The 18,236-nt window shown below is 63.6% G+C and carries 16 protein-coding genes; 10 read left to right on the top strand and 6 right to left on the bottom strand.

Annotated features, from left to right (window positions below):
• Positions 1–44: 44 nt before the first annotated feature.
• The 6 genes from ACGYLA_RS06545 to ACGYLA_RS06520 all read right to left on the bottom strand — a co-directional run bounded on the left by ACGYLA_RS06545 (position 45) and on the right by ACGYLA_RS06520 (position 6,984).
• Positions 45–1,586, bottom strand: a complete 1,542-nt coding sequence (locus tag ACGYLA_RS06545; RefSeq protein ID WP_394431236.1) for an indolepyruvate oxidoreductase subunit beta family protein — start codon at positions 1,584–1,586, stop codon at positions 45–47.
• Positions 1,583–3,733: a thiamine pyrophosphate-dependent enzyme gene (locus tag ACGYLA_RS06540; protein WP_394431234.1), complete on the bottom strand. Its 2,151-nt coding sequence runs from the start codon at positions 3,731–3,733 to the stop codon at positions 1,583–1,585. The genes ACGYLA_RS06545 and ACGYLA_RS06540 overlap by 4 nt, the downstream gene beginning before the upstream one ends.
• Positions 3,734–3,742: 9 nt before the next feature.
• Positions 3,743–4,222 (bottom strand): MarR family winged helix-turn-helix transcriptional regulator, encoded by a 480-nt coding sequence (locus ACGYLA_RS06535; RefSeq protein ID WP_394431232.1) that lies wholly within the window; start codon positions 4,220–4,222, stop codon positions 3,743–3,745.
• A gap of 3 nt (positions 4,223–4,225) precedes the next feature.
• Complete coding sequence (locus tag ACGYLA_RS06530; RefSeq protein WP_394431230.1) at positions 4,226–4,999, bottom strand: cyclase family protein; 774 nt, start codon at positions 4,997–4,999, stop codon at positions 4,226–4,228.
• A gap of 192 nt (positions 5,000–5,191) precedes the next feature.
• Positions 5,192–6,154, bottom strand: a complete 963-nt coding sequence (locus ACGYLA_RS06525; protein ID WP_209219179.1) for a dihydrodipicolinate synthase family protein — start codon at positions 6,152–6,154, stop codon at positions 5,192–5,194.
• Between the two features lie 131 nt (positions 6,155–6,285).
• Positions 6,286–6,984, bottom strand: a complete 699-nt coding sequence (locus ACGYLA_RS06520; RefSeq protein ID WP_394411645.1) for a GntR family transcriptional regulator — start codon at positions 6,982–6,984, stop codon at positions 6,286–6,288.
• A gap of 344 nt (positions 6,985–7,328) precedes the next feature.
• Here ACGYLA_RS06520 and ACGYLA_RS06515 point away from each other — a divergent pair, with 344 nt between their 5' ends.
• From ACGYLA_RS06515 to phnD, 10 genes are all read left to right on the top strand, one after another.
• Positions 7,329–8,336, top strand: coding sequence for an ABC transporter ATP-binding protein (locus tag ACGYLA_RS06515; RefSeq protein WP_394411650.1), 1,008 nt, complete (start codon positions 7,329–7,331; stop codon positions 8,334–8,336).
• Positions 8,333–9,442: an ABC transporter ATP-binding protein gene (locus tag ACGYLA_RS06510; protein ID WP_394431227.1), complete on the top strand. Its 1,110-nt coding sequence runs from the start codon at positions 8,333–8,335 to the stop codon at positions 9,440–9,442. Before ACGYLA_RS06515 ends, ACGYLA_RS06510 begins: the two co-directional genes overlap by 4 nt.
• Positions 9,443–9,483: 41 nt before the next feature.
• The gene (locus ACGYLA_RS06505) at positions 9,484–10,998 is read left to right on the top strand and encodes an ABC transporter substrate-binding protein (protein WP_271693902.1); all 1,515 of its coding nucleotides are present in this window, start codon (positions 9,484–9,486) and stop codon (positions 10,996–10,998) included.
• A gap of 66 nt (positions 10,999–11,064) precedes the next feature.
• Positions 11,065–12,009: an ABC transporter permease gene (locus ACGYLA_RS06500; protein WP_067264018.1), complete on the top strand. Its 945-nt coding sequence runs from the start codon at positions 11,065–11,067 to the stop codon at positions 12,007–12,009.
• Entirely contained in the window at positions 12,009–12,908 is a 900-nt protein-coding gene (locus ACGYLA_RS06495; RefSeq protein ID WP_394431225.1) for an ABC transporter permease, read from the top strand. The genes ACGYLA_RS06500 and ACGYLA_RS06495 overlap by 1 nt, the downstream gene beginning before the upstream one ends.
• An 11-nt stretch (positions 12,909–12,919) precedes the next feature.
• Positions 12,920–14,713: a gamma-glutamyltransferase family protein gene (locus tag ACGYLA_RS06490; RefSeq protein ID WP_394431223.1), complete on the top strand. Its 1,794-nt coding sequence runs from the start codon at positions 12,920–12,922 to the stop codon at positions 14,711–14,713.
• Between the two features lie 3 nt (positions 14,714–14,716).
• Positions 14,717–15,478 (top strand): DUF1028 domain-containing protein, encoded by a 762-nt coding sequence (locus tag ACGYLA_RS06485; protein WP_394431221.1) that lies wholly within the window; start codon positions 14,717–14,719, stop codon positions 15,476–15,478.
• 4 nt (positions 15,479–15,482) lie between these two features.
• Positions 15,483–16,325: a sulfite exporter TauE/SafE family protein gene (locus ACGYLA_RS06480; RefSeq protein WP_067266472.1), complete on the top strand. Its 843-nt coding sequence runs from the start codon at positions 15,483–15,485 to the stop codon at positions 16,323–16,325.
• On the top strand, positions 16,322–17,035 hold the full coding sequence (locus ACGYLA_RS06475; protein ID WP_209219188.1) for a FadR/GntR family transcriptional regulator: 714 nt from the start codon (positions 16,322–16,324) through the stop codon (positions 17,033–17,035). Before ACGYLA_RS06480 ends, ACGYLA_RS06475 begins: the two co-directional genes overlap by 4 nt.
• A gap of 189 nt (positions 17,036–17,224) precedes the next feature.
• Positions 17,225–18,205, top strand: coding sequence for a phosphate/phosphite/phosphonate ABC transporter substrate-binding protein (gene phnD, locus ACGYLA_RS06470; RefSeq protein WP_394431218.1), 981 nt, complete (start codon positions 17,225–17,227; stop codon positions 18,203–18,205).
• Positions 18,206–18,236: the final 31 nt, after the last annotated feature.

Raw genomic sequence — 18,236 nt, 5'->3', positions numbered from 1 at the left:
TCGGTGCGTGATCGGCCCTGCGACCGCTTAAAAAAGCGGGCACCTCAGACGAAGGACCGCACCGTGGCGATGGCCCCGTCGAGCGCCTTGCCTTCGGCATCCTGCAACGCCGCCTCGCGCAGTCGTGCGATCCACTCCGCCGCGTCGTCACGCCCGCGCAGCAGATCGGCGGCGTCCATCACGCGGTCGAACTTGCCCAGACCCCGCGCGTGGGTGTCGGAGTAGCCCTTGATCAGGCGGCGGCATTTCACCAGTTCCACGGCGAGGGCGTAGTCACCCTCCACCTCCGCAAGGCAGCGGCTGAGCCAGTCTTCCAGATGCGCGACCTCAAGGGCATGGCGGTGGGTGCGCAGGCGGTAACCCTTCAGGCCGCCGAGGAAATGCAGCATCAGGAAGGCGGGCAGCCGGTCGGTGCGCAGACGGCGGCCCTTGTCGAACCAGCGGTTCAGCCGGGCCATCCACGTCTCGCTCGCCTCCACCTTGGCGCCGAGCCGCGCGGGCATGAGCCCGGCGATCTCTTCGGCGCGGGGGTGGAAGTATTCGGTCAGTTGCAGCAGGTTCTCGTCACCCGCGCGCATCTCTTGGCGGATGTGCGACAGACGCGGCGCGCGGGTCTTGAGGTCCGCCACACGAATGATGTCGTCATAGGCCATGGCATTGGCGATGTATTTCGCCGCCGCCGCCGAAAGCGCCCAGCCCTGCGCGGCGTCATCGCGGGCCAAGATGGTATCGAGCCGGTCGAGATAAAGCGCGCCATAGGCGCAGTCCTGAAAGTTCACCACCTTGGCGAGCCCGGCGAGCGCGAGGTCCCGCACCGGCTCGGGCAGGCGGTCGGCCCGGTCCACCAGTGCGGCCCATTCGGCCTGCAACTTCTCAGGCCCGACAAGGCTGAACGGTTTGATCTCTTCCTCGGGGGCCTGCGGTGTTTCGGGCAGCTTGCCCTGTGCCGCATCGAATCCCACGGCGAAGGCGCGCAGCGAGGGTTCGACCCCCTTGCCGCCGGCACGGATCGCATTCTCATAGGCCTCACGTGGAAACGGCAGCGCGCCGGAGCCTGCAAGCGCGCCGAAGAGCGAGGCCGAGATGACCGAACCCGCGCCGACGGCCAGCCCTTCCATATCTTCAAGCACCAGCTTATGCGCCGCAATCTCGGCCGCCGCGCGGACCTCATCGGCATCGGCAATGCCGTCGCCCGGCGCCATCTTCTCGCTCACCGCCAGCGCGCGGTGGGTCGAGCCGATCAGCGTCGTCCGGTCCGGCGTGACGAAGCCGCGCATCACCGCGCGGCCCACCTCCATCATCTCGGCGGCGATCAGCACGTCCACGTCGCCCGCCGCCGGGGCCAGCGCGAAGACGGGGTCGAGCGCGCCCTTGGGGGCCATTTCGACGTAGTAGATCGTGGCCCCGGTGCGCTGCGCCACGCCGGCGACCGAGGTCGCCTGACAGACATAGCCCTCGGCCCGGGCCATCGCCTCGATCCAGCCGGTGAGCACGCCACCCCCCTGCCCGCCCACGGCCATGACGGCAAGCTTGATGATCTTCTCAACCCGCGCGTCGGGGGTCTTTTGCGGCAGCACCATGTTCATGTCGCCACTCCTTCGTTGCGCAGTCGTTTCGCATCGCGTCGGTCTTGCAACCAGCGAATGATTTGGCCGGTCTTTTCGGCCCGCCAGCGCTCGAACTTCGTCGGGTTGTGCACCACGTCGGCCTGATAAAAGGACGGGCAGAGCACGGCGGTATCCGCCACTTCGCCGCAGTTGCCGCAGCCGACGCAGGTCTGGTCGATATGCGCCACCGGGTCATCGCGCAGCGGATCGTCGAGCCGCTTCAGCGACAGCGAGGGACAGCCCGAGAGGCGGATACAGGCGTGATCGCCGGTGCAGACATCCGCATCCACGCCAAAGCGCGGCACCTCCATGCGGCGGCCGTCCTTGATTGCCTGATTGCGTTTCGGCTTCTCGCGGCGCTGCTTGTTGAGCATGCATTCCGAGGAGGCCACGATCACCTTCGGCCCCTTGTAATCGGTGGTCAGCGCCTCGCGCAGAACCTCGCGCAGCTTGCCCACGTCATAGGTCCGGTCGATCTGGCGCACCCATTCCACGCCGACGCCCTTGAGCGCCTTGGAGATCGGGTTGTTCGTGCTTTTCGTGTCGTTATGCGCGCGCGACGACATCACGTCCTGCCCGCCGGTGGCGGCGGAATAGTAGTTGTCGACGATCACCGCGACGCTGTCTGACTTGTTGAACACCATGTTGCCGATCGAGGTCGACAGACCATTGTGCCAAAACCCCCCGTCGCCCAGGATCGAGATCACCCGCTTGTCGCCGCCGCCATCAAATGCCGCGTTGGAAGCGGGGCCGAGGCCATAGCCCATGGTCGAGCCGCCGATCTCGAAGGGCGGCAGGCAGCCGAAGAGATGGCAGCCGATGTCGCCGGTGATCTGGTGCTTGCCCAACTCCTGCTCGGTCAGTTTCATTGCCGCGAAGATCGGGCGTTCCGGGCAGCCGGTGCAGAAGCCCGGCGGGCGGATCGGCACGGTCTGCGTGAGATCCGGGATCGCGGGCGCCTCGGCGTTCGGGGCACGCACGGCACCGGGCAGCATCTCCGGCGCGGCGATCTTGAGGAAGGCCGTCAGACCATCCAGCAGCACCTGCCCGGTGTATTCCCCGGCCATCGGCAACACGTCCTTGCCGTGCAGCTTCACCCGGCGGTCGAGCTTGTAGAGGTAGGAGCCAAGCTGCTGTTCGATGTGGTCGGGCTGGCCTTCCTCAACCACCAGCACATGCTCCTTGCCCGCGCAGAAGTCGTCGAATTCTTCGCGCAACAGCGGATAGGTGACGTTGAGCACGTAAAGCGGCACCTCGGTCTGTCCGTGGATATCGGCGAGCCCCAGCCGCTGCAATGCCCGGATGACAGAATTATACATGCCGCCCTGCACCACGATGCCCAGGGGCGCCTTCTCGGGGCCGAAGAATTCGTTGAGCTTGTTGTCGCGGATGAATGTCTCCGCGGCCGGCCAGCGGTTCTCGATCTTGTCCTTCTCATGCAGGTAGGACATCGGCGGCAGCACCACGCGGTTGAAGTCCGACTGCGGGTTGGCCGCGGCCTCGGCCACGGTGAGTGGCGGGCGTTGATTGTCGCGGGTCTCGAAACTGCCCGTGACATGGCAGGACCGGATGCGCACCATCAGCATCACCGGCGTATTGCTGGCCTCGGAAAGTTCGAACCCGTCCTTCACCGCCTTCGTGATCGACGGCAGGTTCGGGCGCGGGTCCAGCATCCAGAACTGCGATTTCATCGCGAACCCGTGGCTGCGCTCCTGCATGATCGAGGAGCCTTCGCCGTAGTCCTCCCCCACGATCACCAGCGCGCCGCCGGTGACGCCCGAGGAGCTAAGGTTGGCGAGCGCGTCCGAGGCCACGTTGACCCCCACCGGACCCTTGAAGGTCACCGCCCCCCGGATCGGGTAGTGGACGCTCGCCGCCAGCATCGCCGCCGCCGCGGCCTCGCTTGCATTGGCCTCAAAGCGCACGCCCAACTCGCCCATCAGCTCCTCGGCGTCGGCCAGCACGTCCATCAGATGGCTGATCGGCGCGCCCTGATAGCCGCCGACGTAGCCCACGCCGTTCTCCAAGAGCGCCTTGGTGATCGCAAGGATGCCCTCGCCGGTGAAGACGTCGCCGTCTCCCTTGCGCAGATGTTCCACCTCTGCCTTGAACGAACGTTCGGCCATCGGACCCTCTCAGAAATCGTGTTTTCGAATGTTGCGCAGCATGGTCTGCAAGGTTGCCACGAAGGCCGCCTTCTCCTCGGGGCCGATGCCCTTGAACATCGCCTCATAGGCCTGCGCCATATGCGGCCAGAGCCGCGCATAGGCCTCGCGCCCCTGATCGGTCAAGTAGACCCGCGTGGCGCGGCTGTCGTTGGCATCGGTCTCGCGCCGGACCAGCCCGTCGCGCACCAATGCGTCGAGCGCGCGGCTCAGCGTCGATTGCTGCACCACCGCGTAAACCGCCAACTCGCGGATCAGGATGCCGTCGGTCACCGACAGCACCGCGAGCGAGCGCATCTGCGGCGTGGTCAGGCCGAGTGCCGCCATCTCCGCCGACAGGGCGGCATTGTACCGCCCCATGATCCGGTTCATCAGATAGGGCGCGAAATTATCGAGCCCCATCCGATCCAGCGGCGCGTTCTCGGCCTTGGAAGGTGGTGTATCTGTCACCGATCAGCCCTTCGGCACCAGTGCCAGCGCCCGAATGGGGCTGCCGGTGCCGTTCTTGATCTTCAACGGCGCGGCGATCAGGATCGCCCCCTTGGGTGGCAGTTTGTCGAGGTTGGCCAGTGACGCCAAACCAAAACAGTTGTTCTTATGCAGCAGGTTATGCGCCGGATAGGGCGGCTCCATCCCGCCCGCTTGCCCCGCATCGGTGCCGATGCATTGGGTGCCCCAGCCGACGATCTTCTTGTCCATCAGGTACTGGATCGCATCCGGGGTCGGCCCGGGGCTGTGCGGCCCGGTCTCATCGGCGTTAAGAAACCGCGCCTCGTCATCGACGCGCGCGTCCCAATCGGTGCGCATGACGACCCATTCGCCTTCGCCGATCTCGCCATACTCGGCTTCCCATTCCTTGATGCCCTTGGCATCGAGCAGGAAATCCGGGTCTTCCTGCGCCTGCTGCGAACAATCGATCACGTTGACCGGGGCGACCAGACGCTGTACGTCGAGCGTATCGGTGAACCCGTCGTCGTAATCCTTACCGGTGATCCAATGGTGCGGCGCGTCGAAATGCGTGCCCGAATGCTCACCCAGCACCATCCAGTTCCAAGCAAAGAAGGGGCCGTCTTCGTCATATTCGCTGATCTTGTGAATCTCGACCTTCGGCGTCGGCTTGGCGAAATCGGCAGGCAGTTGCAGGATCGGCGTATCCGGCCCCAAAACGCCCGAGCAATCGACGACCTCAACCCCGCCCGAAGCCAGCATCGCGCCGAAATCACGCATTAAATCCGTAGCACTCATTTCAATTAATCTCCCTCAAATGGCGCACCCACTCCCGATGCGTTGTCCCTGCCAAGATGCTAGTCACATTTATATGCGTTTGCAATTATCTTCTTCGAAAGGCTTGCCACGAACGCGAAAGGCCCGCCGCAAATGCGACGGGCCTGCCCAGCCGGGGAGAGGTGGCTAAGGAGATTAAGCGGCGTATTTCGCGACCGCCCCGCCCTGCTGGCTCCAATCGGCATACCATGTGCGGAAGAGCTTATACTGCGCCTCGGCATAGCCGCGCTGGCTGTCGGTCAGCGCGTCGGTCTCATTAAAATGCAACGCATATTCCGCATGGCCTTCGAGCACCATCAGATGCTTATAATAAAGCACGAGGTCCGGCCCTTCATCGAAGGAGGACAAAACACCAAGGGCCGCATCAAGCTCCTGCGCGCGCTGACGCGCCTCGGCATCGCCCGCCGCCGCGGCTTGGCTGAGGGCGACCAGATGCAACACTTCGCGCGGCAGCACATTGCCGATCCCGGTGATCGCGCCGGTGGCGCCGCAATTGACAAAACCGTGGAAGACGGTGGTATCCACACCGATCATCAGCGTGACCTCATCATCCCGGCTGGTGATATTCTCCGCCGCATAGCGCAGATCATCCGCGCCGCCGAACTCCTTGAAGCCGACAAGGTTGGAATGCTCGGCCCGCAGCGCAAAGAACAGATCGGCCCGAGTGGCGAAACCGTAATAAGGGCTGTTGTAGATCACGGCAGGAAGCTCAGGCGCCGCCGAGAGAACCTTTTTGAAGTGATCTTTCTGCGCGGCAACCGACGTGCCGCGCGACAGGATGCGGGGGATCAACATCAGTCCCTTGGCGCCGACCTTTTGCGCATGCGCCGCATGTTCGGCGGCCAGCTTCGTATTCACGGCCCCCGTGCCCACAACTACCGGCACGCCCGCTTCGACCAGACGTTCGACACCTTCCATCCGCTCTGCATCGGTCAGCAGCGGCCAATCACCCATGGACCCACAGTAAACCACCGCGCTCATCCCATCGGCGATCAGCTTTTTGCCCATACGCACCAAAGCGTCGAAGTCAGGTTTCCGGTCTTCGGTGCAGGGGGTCATCAGGGCCGGGATGCAGCCGGAAAAAATCGAAGGGGTCATATATCTCTCCATCATAGAAACCGGCCGCGATACTGCCGGGCTTGGCTGCATCTTAGCTATTGTATTTTATTTGTCGACATAAAATCTGCACAGCCCCTATGACGGGCCGATAAAGGTGCGTTTTCCTATAATTAAAGGTCGATATGCTGCCGCCGATCCCGCGAAATCAGCGCCTGAATCTGCCCCACGATCTGATCTGCATGGGTTGCGGCCAAAGAATCCGCACGACCAATATCCCGCGCCTCAATCGCCGCGATCAAGTCCTCATGTTCCTGCACATACTCACTGGGAAGCTGATCGTCGAAGGACTGGTAATACATCCGCAGCAACCGGCGCCCCTCATCCAACAGCCGCAGACAAAGCGATTCGTAATAGGGGTTGCGCCCCGCCCGGGCGATCTCGGCATGGAACTCCCGGTTCGTCGCGATCATCGACAGCGCGTCCTGCGCCGACACGGCCTTGGCGAACTCCACCTGCCGCGCGCGAATATTGGCCATATCCGCCGGCGTATGAAACTGCGCCGCAAGACGCGTGGTGACACGGTACATCAAGGTCATCGCGTCAAAGAAGGTGTGCAGGTTCATGAAGTCGATATTCGACACGACTGTCGAACGGTTGGGCAGCGTGGTCACCAACCCCTCGCTTGCCAACCGCACCAAAGCCTCGCGGATCGGCGTGCGCGACATCGACAGCCGCTCGGAAAGGCGAATCTCGTCAATCGGACTGCCCGGCAACAGGGTCAGGTCGAGTATCTCATCACGCAGGATGGAATAGACAAATTGCGCCCCGGACCCGCGCTTGCGTTCCGCCGTTTTAGGTTTGCTGGTCATGCGGGGATGCCGCCCTTTTGATGTTCATGGCTCCCCCTCGATAAAGCAACAAATCCCCCGCCCTACAATAGCGCTATCGCCCCCAAAGCGCGCCACCCCCTTCATTTCATCCTTTCTCAAATACCTTCCGCACTCTCCCCAAACGCCACCCCGCGCCAACCGCCCACCCAACCGCCGCAACAGATCGCCTAAAAAACGGGCATCACCGCCGATATATCAGGCAAATTCGCGCCAAAAGACTGACCTAGAAAGGCTTTTTCAAAAACTGTAATCCCCGGATTGACAGCGCGAAAGCTGCAACCGCATACTCGACCAATCTGATATTGGTTCAAGAAAGCGGTCCATTGCCCAGCCCCGACACCGGTCCCGACAAGGTTTTGCTCGAAGTGCGTGACTTCAGCCTGCGCTTTCGCGGCGCGCCGAGCGACCAAATCAACCATGTGAATTTCACGGTCCACCCGGGCAAGACACTCTGTGTCGTCGGGGAAAGCGGCTGCGGGAAAAGCGTGACCTCGCTGGCGATGATGGGGCTGCTGCCGGCCGGTGCGGCGACAATCCGCTCGGGCGAGATGGTTTTCGAAGGCCAGAAGCTCGACCTTGCCGACCACACCGCCATGCGCAAACTGCGCGGCAGTCGGATGACGATGATTTTCCAAGAGCCGATGACCTCGCTCAACCCCGCCTTCCGCATCGGCGACCAGATCACCGAAGCCGTGCTCGCCCATAGCGACGCCAGCAAATCCGAGGCCGAGGACAAGGCGCTGGCGATCCTCAAGCGGGTCGGCATTCCGGCGGCGGAGAAGCGGATGCGCGACTACCCGCATCAACTCTCCGGCGGCATGCGCCAGCGGGTGATGATCGCCATGGCCTTGGTCAACGACCCCGCGCTCTTGATCGCGGATGAGCCGACGACCGCCCTCGACGTGACCATTCAGGCGCAGATCCTCGAATTGATCCGCGACCTTCAGGCCGAGACCGATATGGGCACGATCATGATCACCCATGACCTTGGCGTGGTGGCCGAAATCGCGGATACCGTCGCCGTCATGTACGCGGGCACGATCGTCGAAACCGGCCCTGCGGAACGCATCTTTAACGACCCACAGCACCCCTACACGATCGGCCTCATGTCCTCGATCCCGCAGCTTAGCGGTCCGCGCGGACGCTTGGCGACCGTGCCGGGCATGGTGCCGACAACGCAGAACATGCCCCAAGGCTGCCGTTTTGCCACGCGCTGCCCCTTCGCCCAGCCCATCTGCGCGCAGGAGCCACCGCTTGCACCGTTGGAGGGGGGCCATGCCGTGGCCTGCCATTTCGCCCCGCTGGAGACACATCTGGAGCAGAGCGCATGAATGACACGATCCTGACAGCGCGCGGGCTGAAGAAACATTTCAAAACCTCGGGCGGCGGATTGGCCAAAGGGGCCACGGTCAAGGCGGTCGATGACGTTTCCTTTGACGTGCGCCGGGGCGAAACCTTTGCCATCGTCGGCGAATCCGGTTGCGGCAAATCCACCCTTGCACGGCTGCTCATGCGGTTGCTGACGCCTACCGAGGGCGACGTGCAATTTGACGGCAGCGATGTGCGCAGCCTCGCCGGGCGCGATCTGACCGCGCTCCGCCGGGACATGCAGTTCATCTTTCAAGACCCGTTCTCATCCCTGAACCCGCGGATGAGTGTCGGCAAGCTGGTCGGAGAACCGCTGGAGACGCATTTTCCGAAAATGTCCGCCACCGAGCGGCGCGGCAAAGTGGCCGAACTGCTGGCCAAGGTCGGGCTGCGCCCCGAACATGCCGAACGCTACCCGCATGAGTTCTCGGGCGGCCAGCGGCAGCGGATCGGGATCGCGCGGGCGCTGGCCTCGGCCCCGAAACTGGTGATCGGGGATGAGCCGGTCTCGGCGCTCGACGTCTCGGTGCAGGCGCAGGTGATCAACCTGCTTGGCGATCTGCGCGATGAATTGGGGCTCACCTTGGTCATCATCGCCCATGACCTCGCCGTGATCCGCCATATGAGCGACCGCGTGGCGGTGATGTATCTGGGGCAAATCGTCGAACAGGGCGATGTCGACACGGTCTATAACCATCCGCGTCACCCCTATACCCGCGCGCTCTTGTCGGCCATTCCGGTGGCCGCCCATGGCGCGCGCACGCCGCAGACCGCGCTTGAGGGTGAGATGCCCAGCCCGGCGAACCCGCCTGCAGGCTGCCGCTTCCACACCCGCTGCCCCTTTGCCAAAGAGCGCTGCGCGAACGAGCCGCCCTCTCTGCGGGAGACCCGCGCGGGCGTGGGCCATGTCGCCGCCTGCCATTACTTCGAAGAGATCGCCGCCGCCACGCCGGACCTCGGCCTTGCCGATGCGCCCGAACGCGCCCCCGGGGCCGCCGCGCGCTTTGCGCTTTACCAAGACGCCATGCGGGACCGGACCACGCTCCGCCCCCGCCAAAACCAAGAATAACAGGCTGAACCAGACTCATTGAAACGACAGGAGAGTTCGACATGACACTTACCAAAATGACACTTGCCGCTGCATTGCTGGGGGCCACGACCCTCGGCGCGCAGGCGGCTGATCTGCGCATCGCGCTGCAATCCGATGCCGATGTGCTGGACCCCGACCAGTCGCGCACCTTCGTGGGCCGCATCGTCTACGCGTCGCTCTGCGACAAGCTGGTGGACATCACGCCAGACCTCGAAATCATCCCGCAGCTGGCGACCGAATGGTCCTTTTCAGAAGATGGCAAACAGCTGACCATGAAACTGCGCGACGATGCGGTCTTCCACGATGGAACGCCCTTTGATGCCGAGGCCGTGGCCGCCAACATCGACCGCAGCCAGAACATGGAGACTTCGCGCCGCAAGTCCGAACTTTCCTCCATCACCGGCGTCGAAGTGCTGGGCAGCCATGAGATCCGCTTTGATCTCGCCGATGCCGATGCCACGCTGATGGCGCAATTCGCCGACCGCGCGGGCATGATGGTCTCCCCCACCGCAGCCGAGGCTGCGGGCGATGACTTTGGCCTGAACCCGGTCTGCTCCGGCCCCTACCAGTTCAAAGAGCGTGTGGCCCAAGACCGTATCGTGCTTGAGAAATTTGCCGACTATTACGATGCCGAGGAATACCACTTCGACACCGTCACCTATCTGCCGATCCCCGACACCACCGTGCGTCTGGCGAACCTGCAATCGGGTGACATTGACATGCTGGAGCGTCTGGCCGCGACCGACCTCGCGCAGGCCGAAGGTGACGACAGCATCAATGTCGAAAGCGCCGTGTCGCTCGGCTATCAGGGCATCACGATCAACGTGGCCAATGGCGAAAAGGGCGACAACCCTTGGGGCAACGACAAACGTCTGCGTCAGGCGCTGAGCTATGCGATCGACCGCGAAGCGATCAATCAGGTCGTCTTCAATGGTGCCTTCGCCGCGGGCAACCAGCCCTTCCCGCCGAACTCCCCTTGGTACAGCACCGACTATCCCGTGCCTGAGCGTGACGTGGAAAAAGCCAAGGAACTGCTGGCCGAAGCCGGTTTTGCCGATGGCATCGACCTTGAGGTGCAGGTGCCCAACACCACGATCCCGCTGCAACTGATGCAGGTCGTGCAGTCCATGGCTGCCGAGGCGGGGATCAACATCTCGATCACTTCCAAGGAATTCGCGACGCTGCTGGCCGACCAGTCGGCGGGTGACTATCAGGCGAGCCAGATCGGCTGGTCGGGCCGTGTGGACCCCGATGGCAACATCCACCAGTTCATGACCACCGAAGGCGGGATCAACGATTCCAAATACTCGAACCCCGAAGTAGATGAACTGCTCGACAAGGCGCGCAAGTCCAACGACCAAGACGTGCGCCGCGAGAGCTATACCGCTGCCCGCGCGATCCTGAACGAAGAAATGCCGATCGTGTACCTCTACCACCAGACATGGATCTGGGCGCTGGATTCCGACATCACCGGTTTCACCCCCTATCCTGACGGCATGATCCGCCTTGCGGGCATGAAAAAAGAAGAAGGCTAACCCTTCTGCATCCGCACCGCCGGGCCGGTTCCGGCGGTGCCCCTCCCCTGAGCGAGACGTTTCAAAATGCTGTCCTTCATCCTGCGCCGTCTGGTGATCGCGATCCCGACGATCATCCTGATCTCGGTCTTTGTCTTCACCTTGCAAAAGCTGCTGCCGGGCGACCCGGTGCTGGCCATGGCCGGCGAAGAACGCGACCCGCAGGTGCTGGAGTTCCTGCGCGAGAAATACCGCCTGAACGATCCTATTCCGGTGCAATATTTCACTTGGATCGGCAACGCGCTGACCGGTGACTTGGGCATTTCGCTGCGCACCAACCAGCCGGTGCTGGAACTGATCGGAGAGAAACTGCCCGTGACCATCCAACTGGCCACGATGGCGATGATCTTTGCCCTGTTGATCGGCGTGCCGGCGGGCATCTTCTCTGCCGTCAAGAAGGGCACCGTGACCGATTATGTGGCCAATGTCGTAGCGCTTTCGGGCCTGTCGATCCCGAACTTCTGGCTGGGTATCATGCTGATCCTGCTGGTCTCGGTGAAATGGAAACTGCTGCCCGCCTCAGGCTATGTGCCGCTGAGCGAAGACCCCATCCGCTCCATCACCGTGATGATCATGCCCGCCTTCGTGCTGGGCACGGCGCTGGCCGCGACGCTGATGCGCCACACCCGGTCGGCCATGCTGAGCGTGCTGAGCAGTGACTACGTCCGCACCGCCCGCGCCAAGGGTCTGGTCGAGCGGCGGGTGATCCTGAAACACGCCTTTCGCAACGCGCTGACGCCGATCGTCACGCTGACCGCCCTGCTCTTTGGTGAGCTGATCGCGGGCGCGGTGCTGACCGAACAGATTTTCACCATCCCCGGCTTTGGCAAGCTCGTGGTCGATGCCGTGTTCAACCGCGATTACGCCGTGGTCCAAGGTATCGTGCTCGTCACCGCCGTCGGATTCATCTTTATGAACCTACTCGCCGATGTCGCTTATGTGCTGCTGAACCCCCGCCTGAGGAAGCAATAATGGCTCAACCTGCCACCCCCATCACCATCGACGCCGAAAGCGCCGCCGATCCGGTCCTCTCCGCCCGCCCGGAAAACCGGGTTTGGAAGAAGTTCCGCACCCATCGCAGCGCCATGCTGGGCGGCGTGCTGGTGATCTTCTTCTGCGCCATCGCGCTTTTGGCCCCGCTGCTGCCGATCCCCGACCCCGCCGCCACCGATTGGGGCGCGGTGCGCAAGGGGCCTTCGGCAGCGCATTGGATGGGCACCGATGAGTTGGGCCGCGATGTGCTGAGCCGTCTGGTCTGGGGGGCGCAGGCGTCTCTGCTGGCCGGGGTCGTCTCGGTCGCCATCGCGCTTGGGCTTGGCGTGCCTCTGGGCATCGTGGCGGGCTACTTCGGGGGCTGGACCGACGCGGTGATCTCACGCTGCACCGAGGCGCTTCTGGCCGCGCCCTTCCTGATCCTAGCCATTGCGCTTGCGGCCTTCCTCGGGCCGAGCCTGACCAACGCAATGATCGCCATCGGCATCTCGGCCACGCCGATCTTCATCCGCCTGACCCGCGGTCAGGTGCTGAGCGTCGCCGCCGAGGATTACGTCGAAAGCGCCCGCGCCATCGGCCTGAGCACGCCGCGCATCCTGCGCCGCTATATCTTCCCCAATGTGCTGCCGCCCGTGTTGGTGCAGGCCACGCTGACCGTCGCCACCGCCATCATCGCCGAGGCGTCGCTCTCCTTCCTTGGCCTTGGGCAGCAGCCGCCCGCGCCCTCTTGGGGGTCGATGCTGAACACGGCGAAGAACTTCCTCAATCAGGCGCCTTGGATGGCGCTTTGGCCCGGCATCGCGATCTTCATGGTCGTGCTTGGCTTCAACCTTCTGGGCGACGGTCTGCGCGACGCGCTCGACCCACGCGAACACTGACCGGAGACGACATGACCCCCTTCACCACCCGCCCCGAGATCCGCGGCTCCTTTGGTGTCACCACTTCGACCCATTGGATCGCCTCGACCGTGGGGTTCGGCATTCTTGAAAAAGGCGGCAACGCCTTTGACGCCGCTGTCGCTGCGGGCTTTGTCCTGCAAGTGGTCGAGCCGCATTTGAACGGCCCGGCGGGCGACCTGCCGATCATCTTTCACGACGCGAAGAAACAAACGACCAAAGTGGTCTGCGCGCAAGGGGTCAGCCCCGCCGCCGCCAAGCTGGAGCACTTCGAGGCTCTGGGGCTCAAGCTGATCCCCGGTTCGGGTCTTCTCTCCACCGTGGTGCCCGGTGCCTTTGACGGCTGGATGCTGATGCTGCGCGACCATGGCACGATGGGTCTGCGCGAGGTGATGCAACCGGCGATCGACTATGCCCGCGACGGGCATCCGGTACTGCCGCGCGTGTCGAACACCATCAAGGGGCTGGCCGAATATTTCGCCGCCGAATGGCCCAGCTCCGCCGCAGTCTGGACGCCCGGCGGTGCAGCGCCTGAGCCGAACGCCAACTTCAAGAACCCCGATCTGGCCGCGACCTATGAGCGCTTGGTCAGCGAGGCCGAAGCCACAGGCGAAGACCGCCGCGCGCAGATCGAAGCGGCGCGCAAAATCTGGTCCGAAGGTTTCGTGGCCGATGCGATTTTCGACTACCTCGAAGATGCATGCGTGCATGACGTGTCCGAGCAAAAGAACAGCGCCCTTCTAACGCGCGAGGACATGGCCAAATGGCAGGCCAGCTATGAGGACACGCTGACCTACGAATACCACGGCTGGACGGTGCATAAGACCCACGCATGGTCGCAAGGGCCGGTGTTCTTGCAGACCCTCGCCATCCTCAAACATTTCGATCTGGCCGCGATGGATCCGATGGGCGCTTCCTTTACCCATACGGTGATCGAGGCGATGAAACTCGCCTATGCCGACCGCGAGGCCTATTACGGCGACCCCGAGCAGAGCATCATCCCGATGGAAGAGCTGCTTTCCGACGCCTACAACGCGGAACGCGCGAAGCTGGTGAACGGCAAGGCATCGCTTGAGCAGCGCCCCGGCGTGATCGCGGGGCTGGAGCATCTGGCCGAGCGCTATATCGAACGCGCGGCCCGTGATTTCGGCGTTCAGAACGCCGCCCCGCAAGAGCCGACGATGGCGCATCTGACCGAGAAACGCGGCGATACCGTGCATCTCGATGTGATCGACCGCTGGGGCAATATGGTCTCGGCCACGCCCTCGGGCGGGTGGTTGCAGAGCAATCCGGTGGTGCCGGGCCTGGGCTTTCCGTTGAACTCCCGCGCGCAGATGTTCTGGCTTGAGCGGGGGCTGCCCACCTCCCTCGCCCCCGGACGGCGTCCGCGCACCACGCTGACCCCCTCTTTTGCCCAACATGCCGATGGGCGGCAGTTGGTCTTTGGCACGCCGGGCGGCGACCAGCAGGACCAATGGCAGCTGATCTGGTTCCTGCGTTTCGTGCACCACGGCCTCGACCTGCAAGAGGGGATGGACGCGCCGCTGTTCCACACGCTGCACTTCCAAAGCAGTTTCTTCCCCCGCCAAGCCCTGCCCGGTGAGATGATGATCGAGCCCAATGTCGGCCCTGCGGTGATCGACGCGCTGCGCGCCCGGGGGCATATCGTCACCGTGGCCGAGCCGTGGTCGGTGGGGCGGATGACCGCCGCGCTGCGCAACCCCGATGGCAGCCTTCACGCCGCCGCGACCCCCCGCCTGATGCAGGCCTATGCCGTAGGACGCTGACCCATGACCTATTCCATCATCGCCCGTGACCCCGACAGCCAAGAGATTGGCATCGCCGTGGCCAGCCGCTTTTTCGCCTGCGGTGCCGCCGTGCCCTACATCGGGCGGCGCGTCGCCGTGGCCACACAGGCTTTCGTCAACCCGCTCTGGGGGACCGAAGGCAGGCGCATGTTGGAAAGCGGCGACCCCGCCGAAGCACTGCTGAAGGAATTCGCCGCCCGCGATGCGGGGCGCGACATCCGCCAGTGCCACATGCTCGATGCCCAAGGAAACTTCGCCGCGCATACCGGTGCGGGCTGTGTCGATTGGGCCGGGCACCGTGTGGGGACCATTCACTCCGTCGCGGGCAATATGCTGACCGGGCCGGAGGTGGTGGAGGCCACGTTCGAGACCTACGCCGCGCGCCATGATCTGCCGATGGCCGAACGTCTGCTCGCCGCCATGCGCGCGGGCGAAGAGGCGGGCGGCGACATGCGCGGGCGCCAAGCGGCGGGGCTGGTGATCCACCGCGGACAGGACCATGCCTATCTCGACCTGCGCGTCGATGACCACGGCGACCCGCTGAGCGAGCTTGATCGGCTGCTCGACGTCGCCGGAGAGCGCTATCTGCATGTGGCCGAAGCGATGCCGAGCCTCGACAATTTCTCGGGCGCCTCGGACCGCGCGCCGATTGATGCGGCGATCACCCGCGCCGAAGAGGCGCGCAAGGCAGCAGGCAAGCCCAGCCGGTCGCTGGCGACAGATTTAGAGACAAAGAAAGATTAACCATATGAACGCGCTCGATTTCAGCCAGCTTCTGCCCCTTCTCGCCATTGCGGTTTCCGCCGGGGTCTTTGGCGGCATCCTTGCGGGGCTGCTTGGTGTGGGCGGCGGTATCGTGATCGTGCCCGCGCTTTATCTTGCGCTGTCGACGGCGGGGATGGACCCGGCGATCACCATGCAAGTGGCGGTGGGCACCTCGCTTGCGACAATCGTCTTTACCTCGCTGTCCTCGGGCTATGGTCACTTCAAACGCGGCGCCATTGATATGGACCTTTTGAAACTCTGGGCGCCGTCGCTGCTGATCGGCGTCGTGATCGGCGCGCTTCTGGGGGGCTATGTCTCGGGGCTGATCCTTGTGGGCGTCTTTGCCACCGTGGCCGCACTCGTCGCGCTCGACATGATCTTTCGCAAGACCAAGGACGACCCCACGCCGCGCGGCTTTGCCAAACCGATCTGGGCGATCCTCGGCGTCGTCACCGGCGGGCTGTCGGCGATGATGGGCATCGGGGGCGGCACCATTGGCGTGCCGTTGTTGAACTTTCTGGGCTATGACATCCGCCGCGCCGTGGGCACCTCTGCCGCGATCGGTTTCATCATCGGCCTGCCCGGTGCGGTGGTCTATGCGCTCACCGGCCTCGGGGCCGAGGGGCTGCCGCCCTTCTCGCTTGGCTATGTGAACCTTGCCGCTGCGGCCATCATCATTCCGCTGACCTCCAGCTTTGCCCATGTGGGTGTGAAACTGGCCCATAGCATCCCGCGCCGGGCGCTTCGGTTTGCCTTTGGAATTTTCCTAATGGTAACCTCTCTGCGTATGTTCATTGATTTATTTGAAGCGTTTTCCAACTCATGACACAGCCCCCCCAGTCCGCCCCAAGTGAAGATGAATTGGCCGAGCGGCTGCGCGGAGCGATCCGCCAAGGGGACATCCTGAACGACGGGCGGATGCCGCCCGAACGGGCGCTGGCCGAGCATTTCGGCGTGAGCCGGGCGCGGCTGCGGCTGGCGCTTGGCCTGTTGCAAGAGGACGGCACGATTTACCGCCGCCACGGCCAAGGCACATTCGCCACACCGCCCCCCGCGACCAATGCCGACAGTCTGCGCCACCTTGCACGACAAGTCACGCCAAGCGACGTCATGGAAGTGCGGCTAGAGGTCGAACCTGCCCTTGCCGCCCTCGCCGCCGATCGCGCCCGCCCGCAGGAGATCGAGCGGTTGGACCAGTTGATGCGCGCCACGCTCAACCTCAGTGACCCTGACGCCTATGAGGCGGCGGATGACATGTTCCACTACAAGATCGCCGAGATGGCGCGGAATCCGCTGTTCCTTACGGTCTACGAATCCATCCGCGCGGTGCGCCGCGAAGTGGCATGGACCTCGCGCCGCCGGACCTATCACGCCCCGGAAACCCTACAGGTTCTGGGCGAGCAGCACATGACCCTGAACGACGCCATCGCCCGGCGCGATACGCTCGGCGCTGCCGCCGCGATGGAGCAGCATTTGCTGACCGTTTCCAAGACCCTGCTGCGCGACCGGGTACGCAAGATTGAACTCGATCTCTGAATCCCCCTGTTTCGACTGGTTAAATCAGGCACTGGTCTTCCCCGCTTTGCGGCGGGAGATGTTACAGCTTTGTGACAATTTTGTCCGCCGACGCGCCGGAACAGCTTGCAAACGAAACTGTTCGATGTTCGTATCTGCGCACTATTGTATTTCGCGCCAGATGCGCGGATTCTCAGGGAGGAGAACGCAATGTCTCATAAATACCTATTCGCCGCAGGTCTCACTGCGGCCTTCACACTCACGGGCAGCCTTGCCTTCGCGCAAGAGGATTGCGAGCGCGGCGCCTTGGACAAGATGTTCTGCGACGCCGATGGCGATCTGGTCGCCGACGCGCCGACCGATCCCGATATGCTGAAAGACCCCTCGACGCTGGTTTTCGCCTACACCCCCGTCGAAGACCCCGCGATCTACGAAGACATCTGGACCCCCTTCATTGAGCATCTCGAGGACGTGACCGGCAAGGACGTGCAGTTCTTCGCCGTGCAGTCGAACTCCGCCGAGGTTGAGGCGATGCGCTCGGGCCGTCTGCATATCGCCGGTTTCTCCACCGGTCCCACGCCCTTTGCCGTGAACCTCGCAGGCGTCGAGCCCTTCGCCATCATGGGCGCCGAGGACGGCCAGTTCGGCTACAAGCTGCAGGTCTACACACAGGCCGACAGCGACATCAAGGAGATGAAGGATCTCGCCGGCAAGCGCATCGCGCATACCTCGCCGACCTCCAACTCCGGCAACCAAGCGCCGCGCGCGCTTTTCCCCGATCTGGGCGTGGTGCCGGGTGAGGATTACGAAGTGACCTATTCGGGCAGCCACGACCAGTCGATGCTGGGCGTCGTCGCGGGCGACTATGACGCGGCCCCCGTCGCCTCCGAAGTGGTCGACCGCATGGCCGAGCGCGGTCTTTACGACCCCGAGGATGTGCGCATTGTCTGGGAAAGCGACCCATTCCCGACAACCTCCTACGGTGTCGCGCATGACCTCGCGCCCGAGCTGAAGGAAAAGATCAAGGAAGCCTTCTTCTCCTTCGATTTCGAAGGCACCGCACTGGGTGAGGAATTCGCGGGGGTGAGCAAGTTCGTCCCGATCACCTACAAGGACCAGTGGGCGGTGATCCGTCAGATCCAGAAGGCGAACGGCGTCGAGTACACGCCGCAGGGCCTCGCGGCTGAGTAATCGTTCAACACCGGGGGCCGACCAAGCGGTC

The organism is Sulfitobacter sp. 1A13679 (assembly GCF_043557115.1).
In the GTDB taxonomy this organism is placed as follows: Bacteria; Pseudomonadota; Alphaproteobacteria; order Rhodobacterales; family Rhodobacteraceae; genus Sulfitobacter; species Sulfitobacter faviae.
The sequence above is the reverse complement of the archived record's forward strand: the minus strand, read 5'-3'. Positions and strand labels throughout refer to the sequence as shown.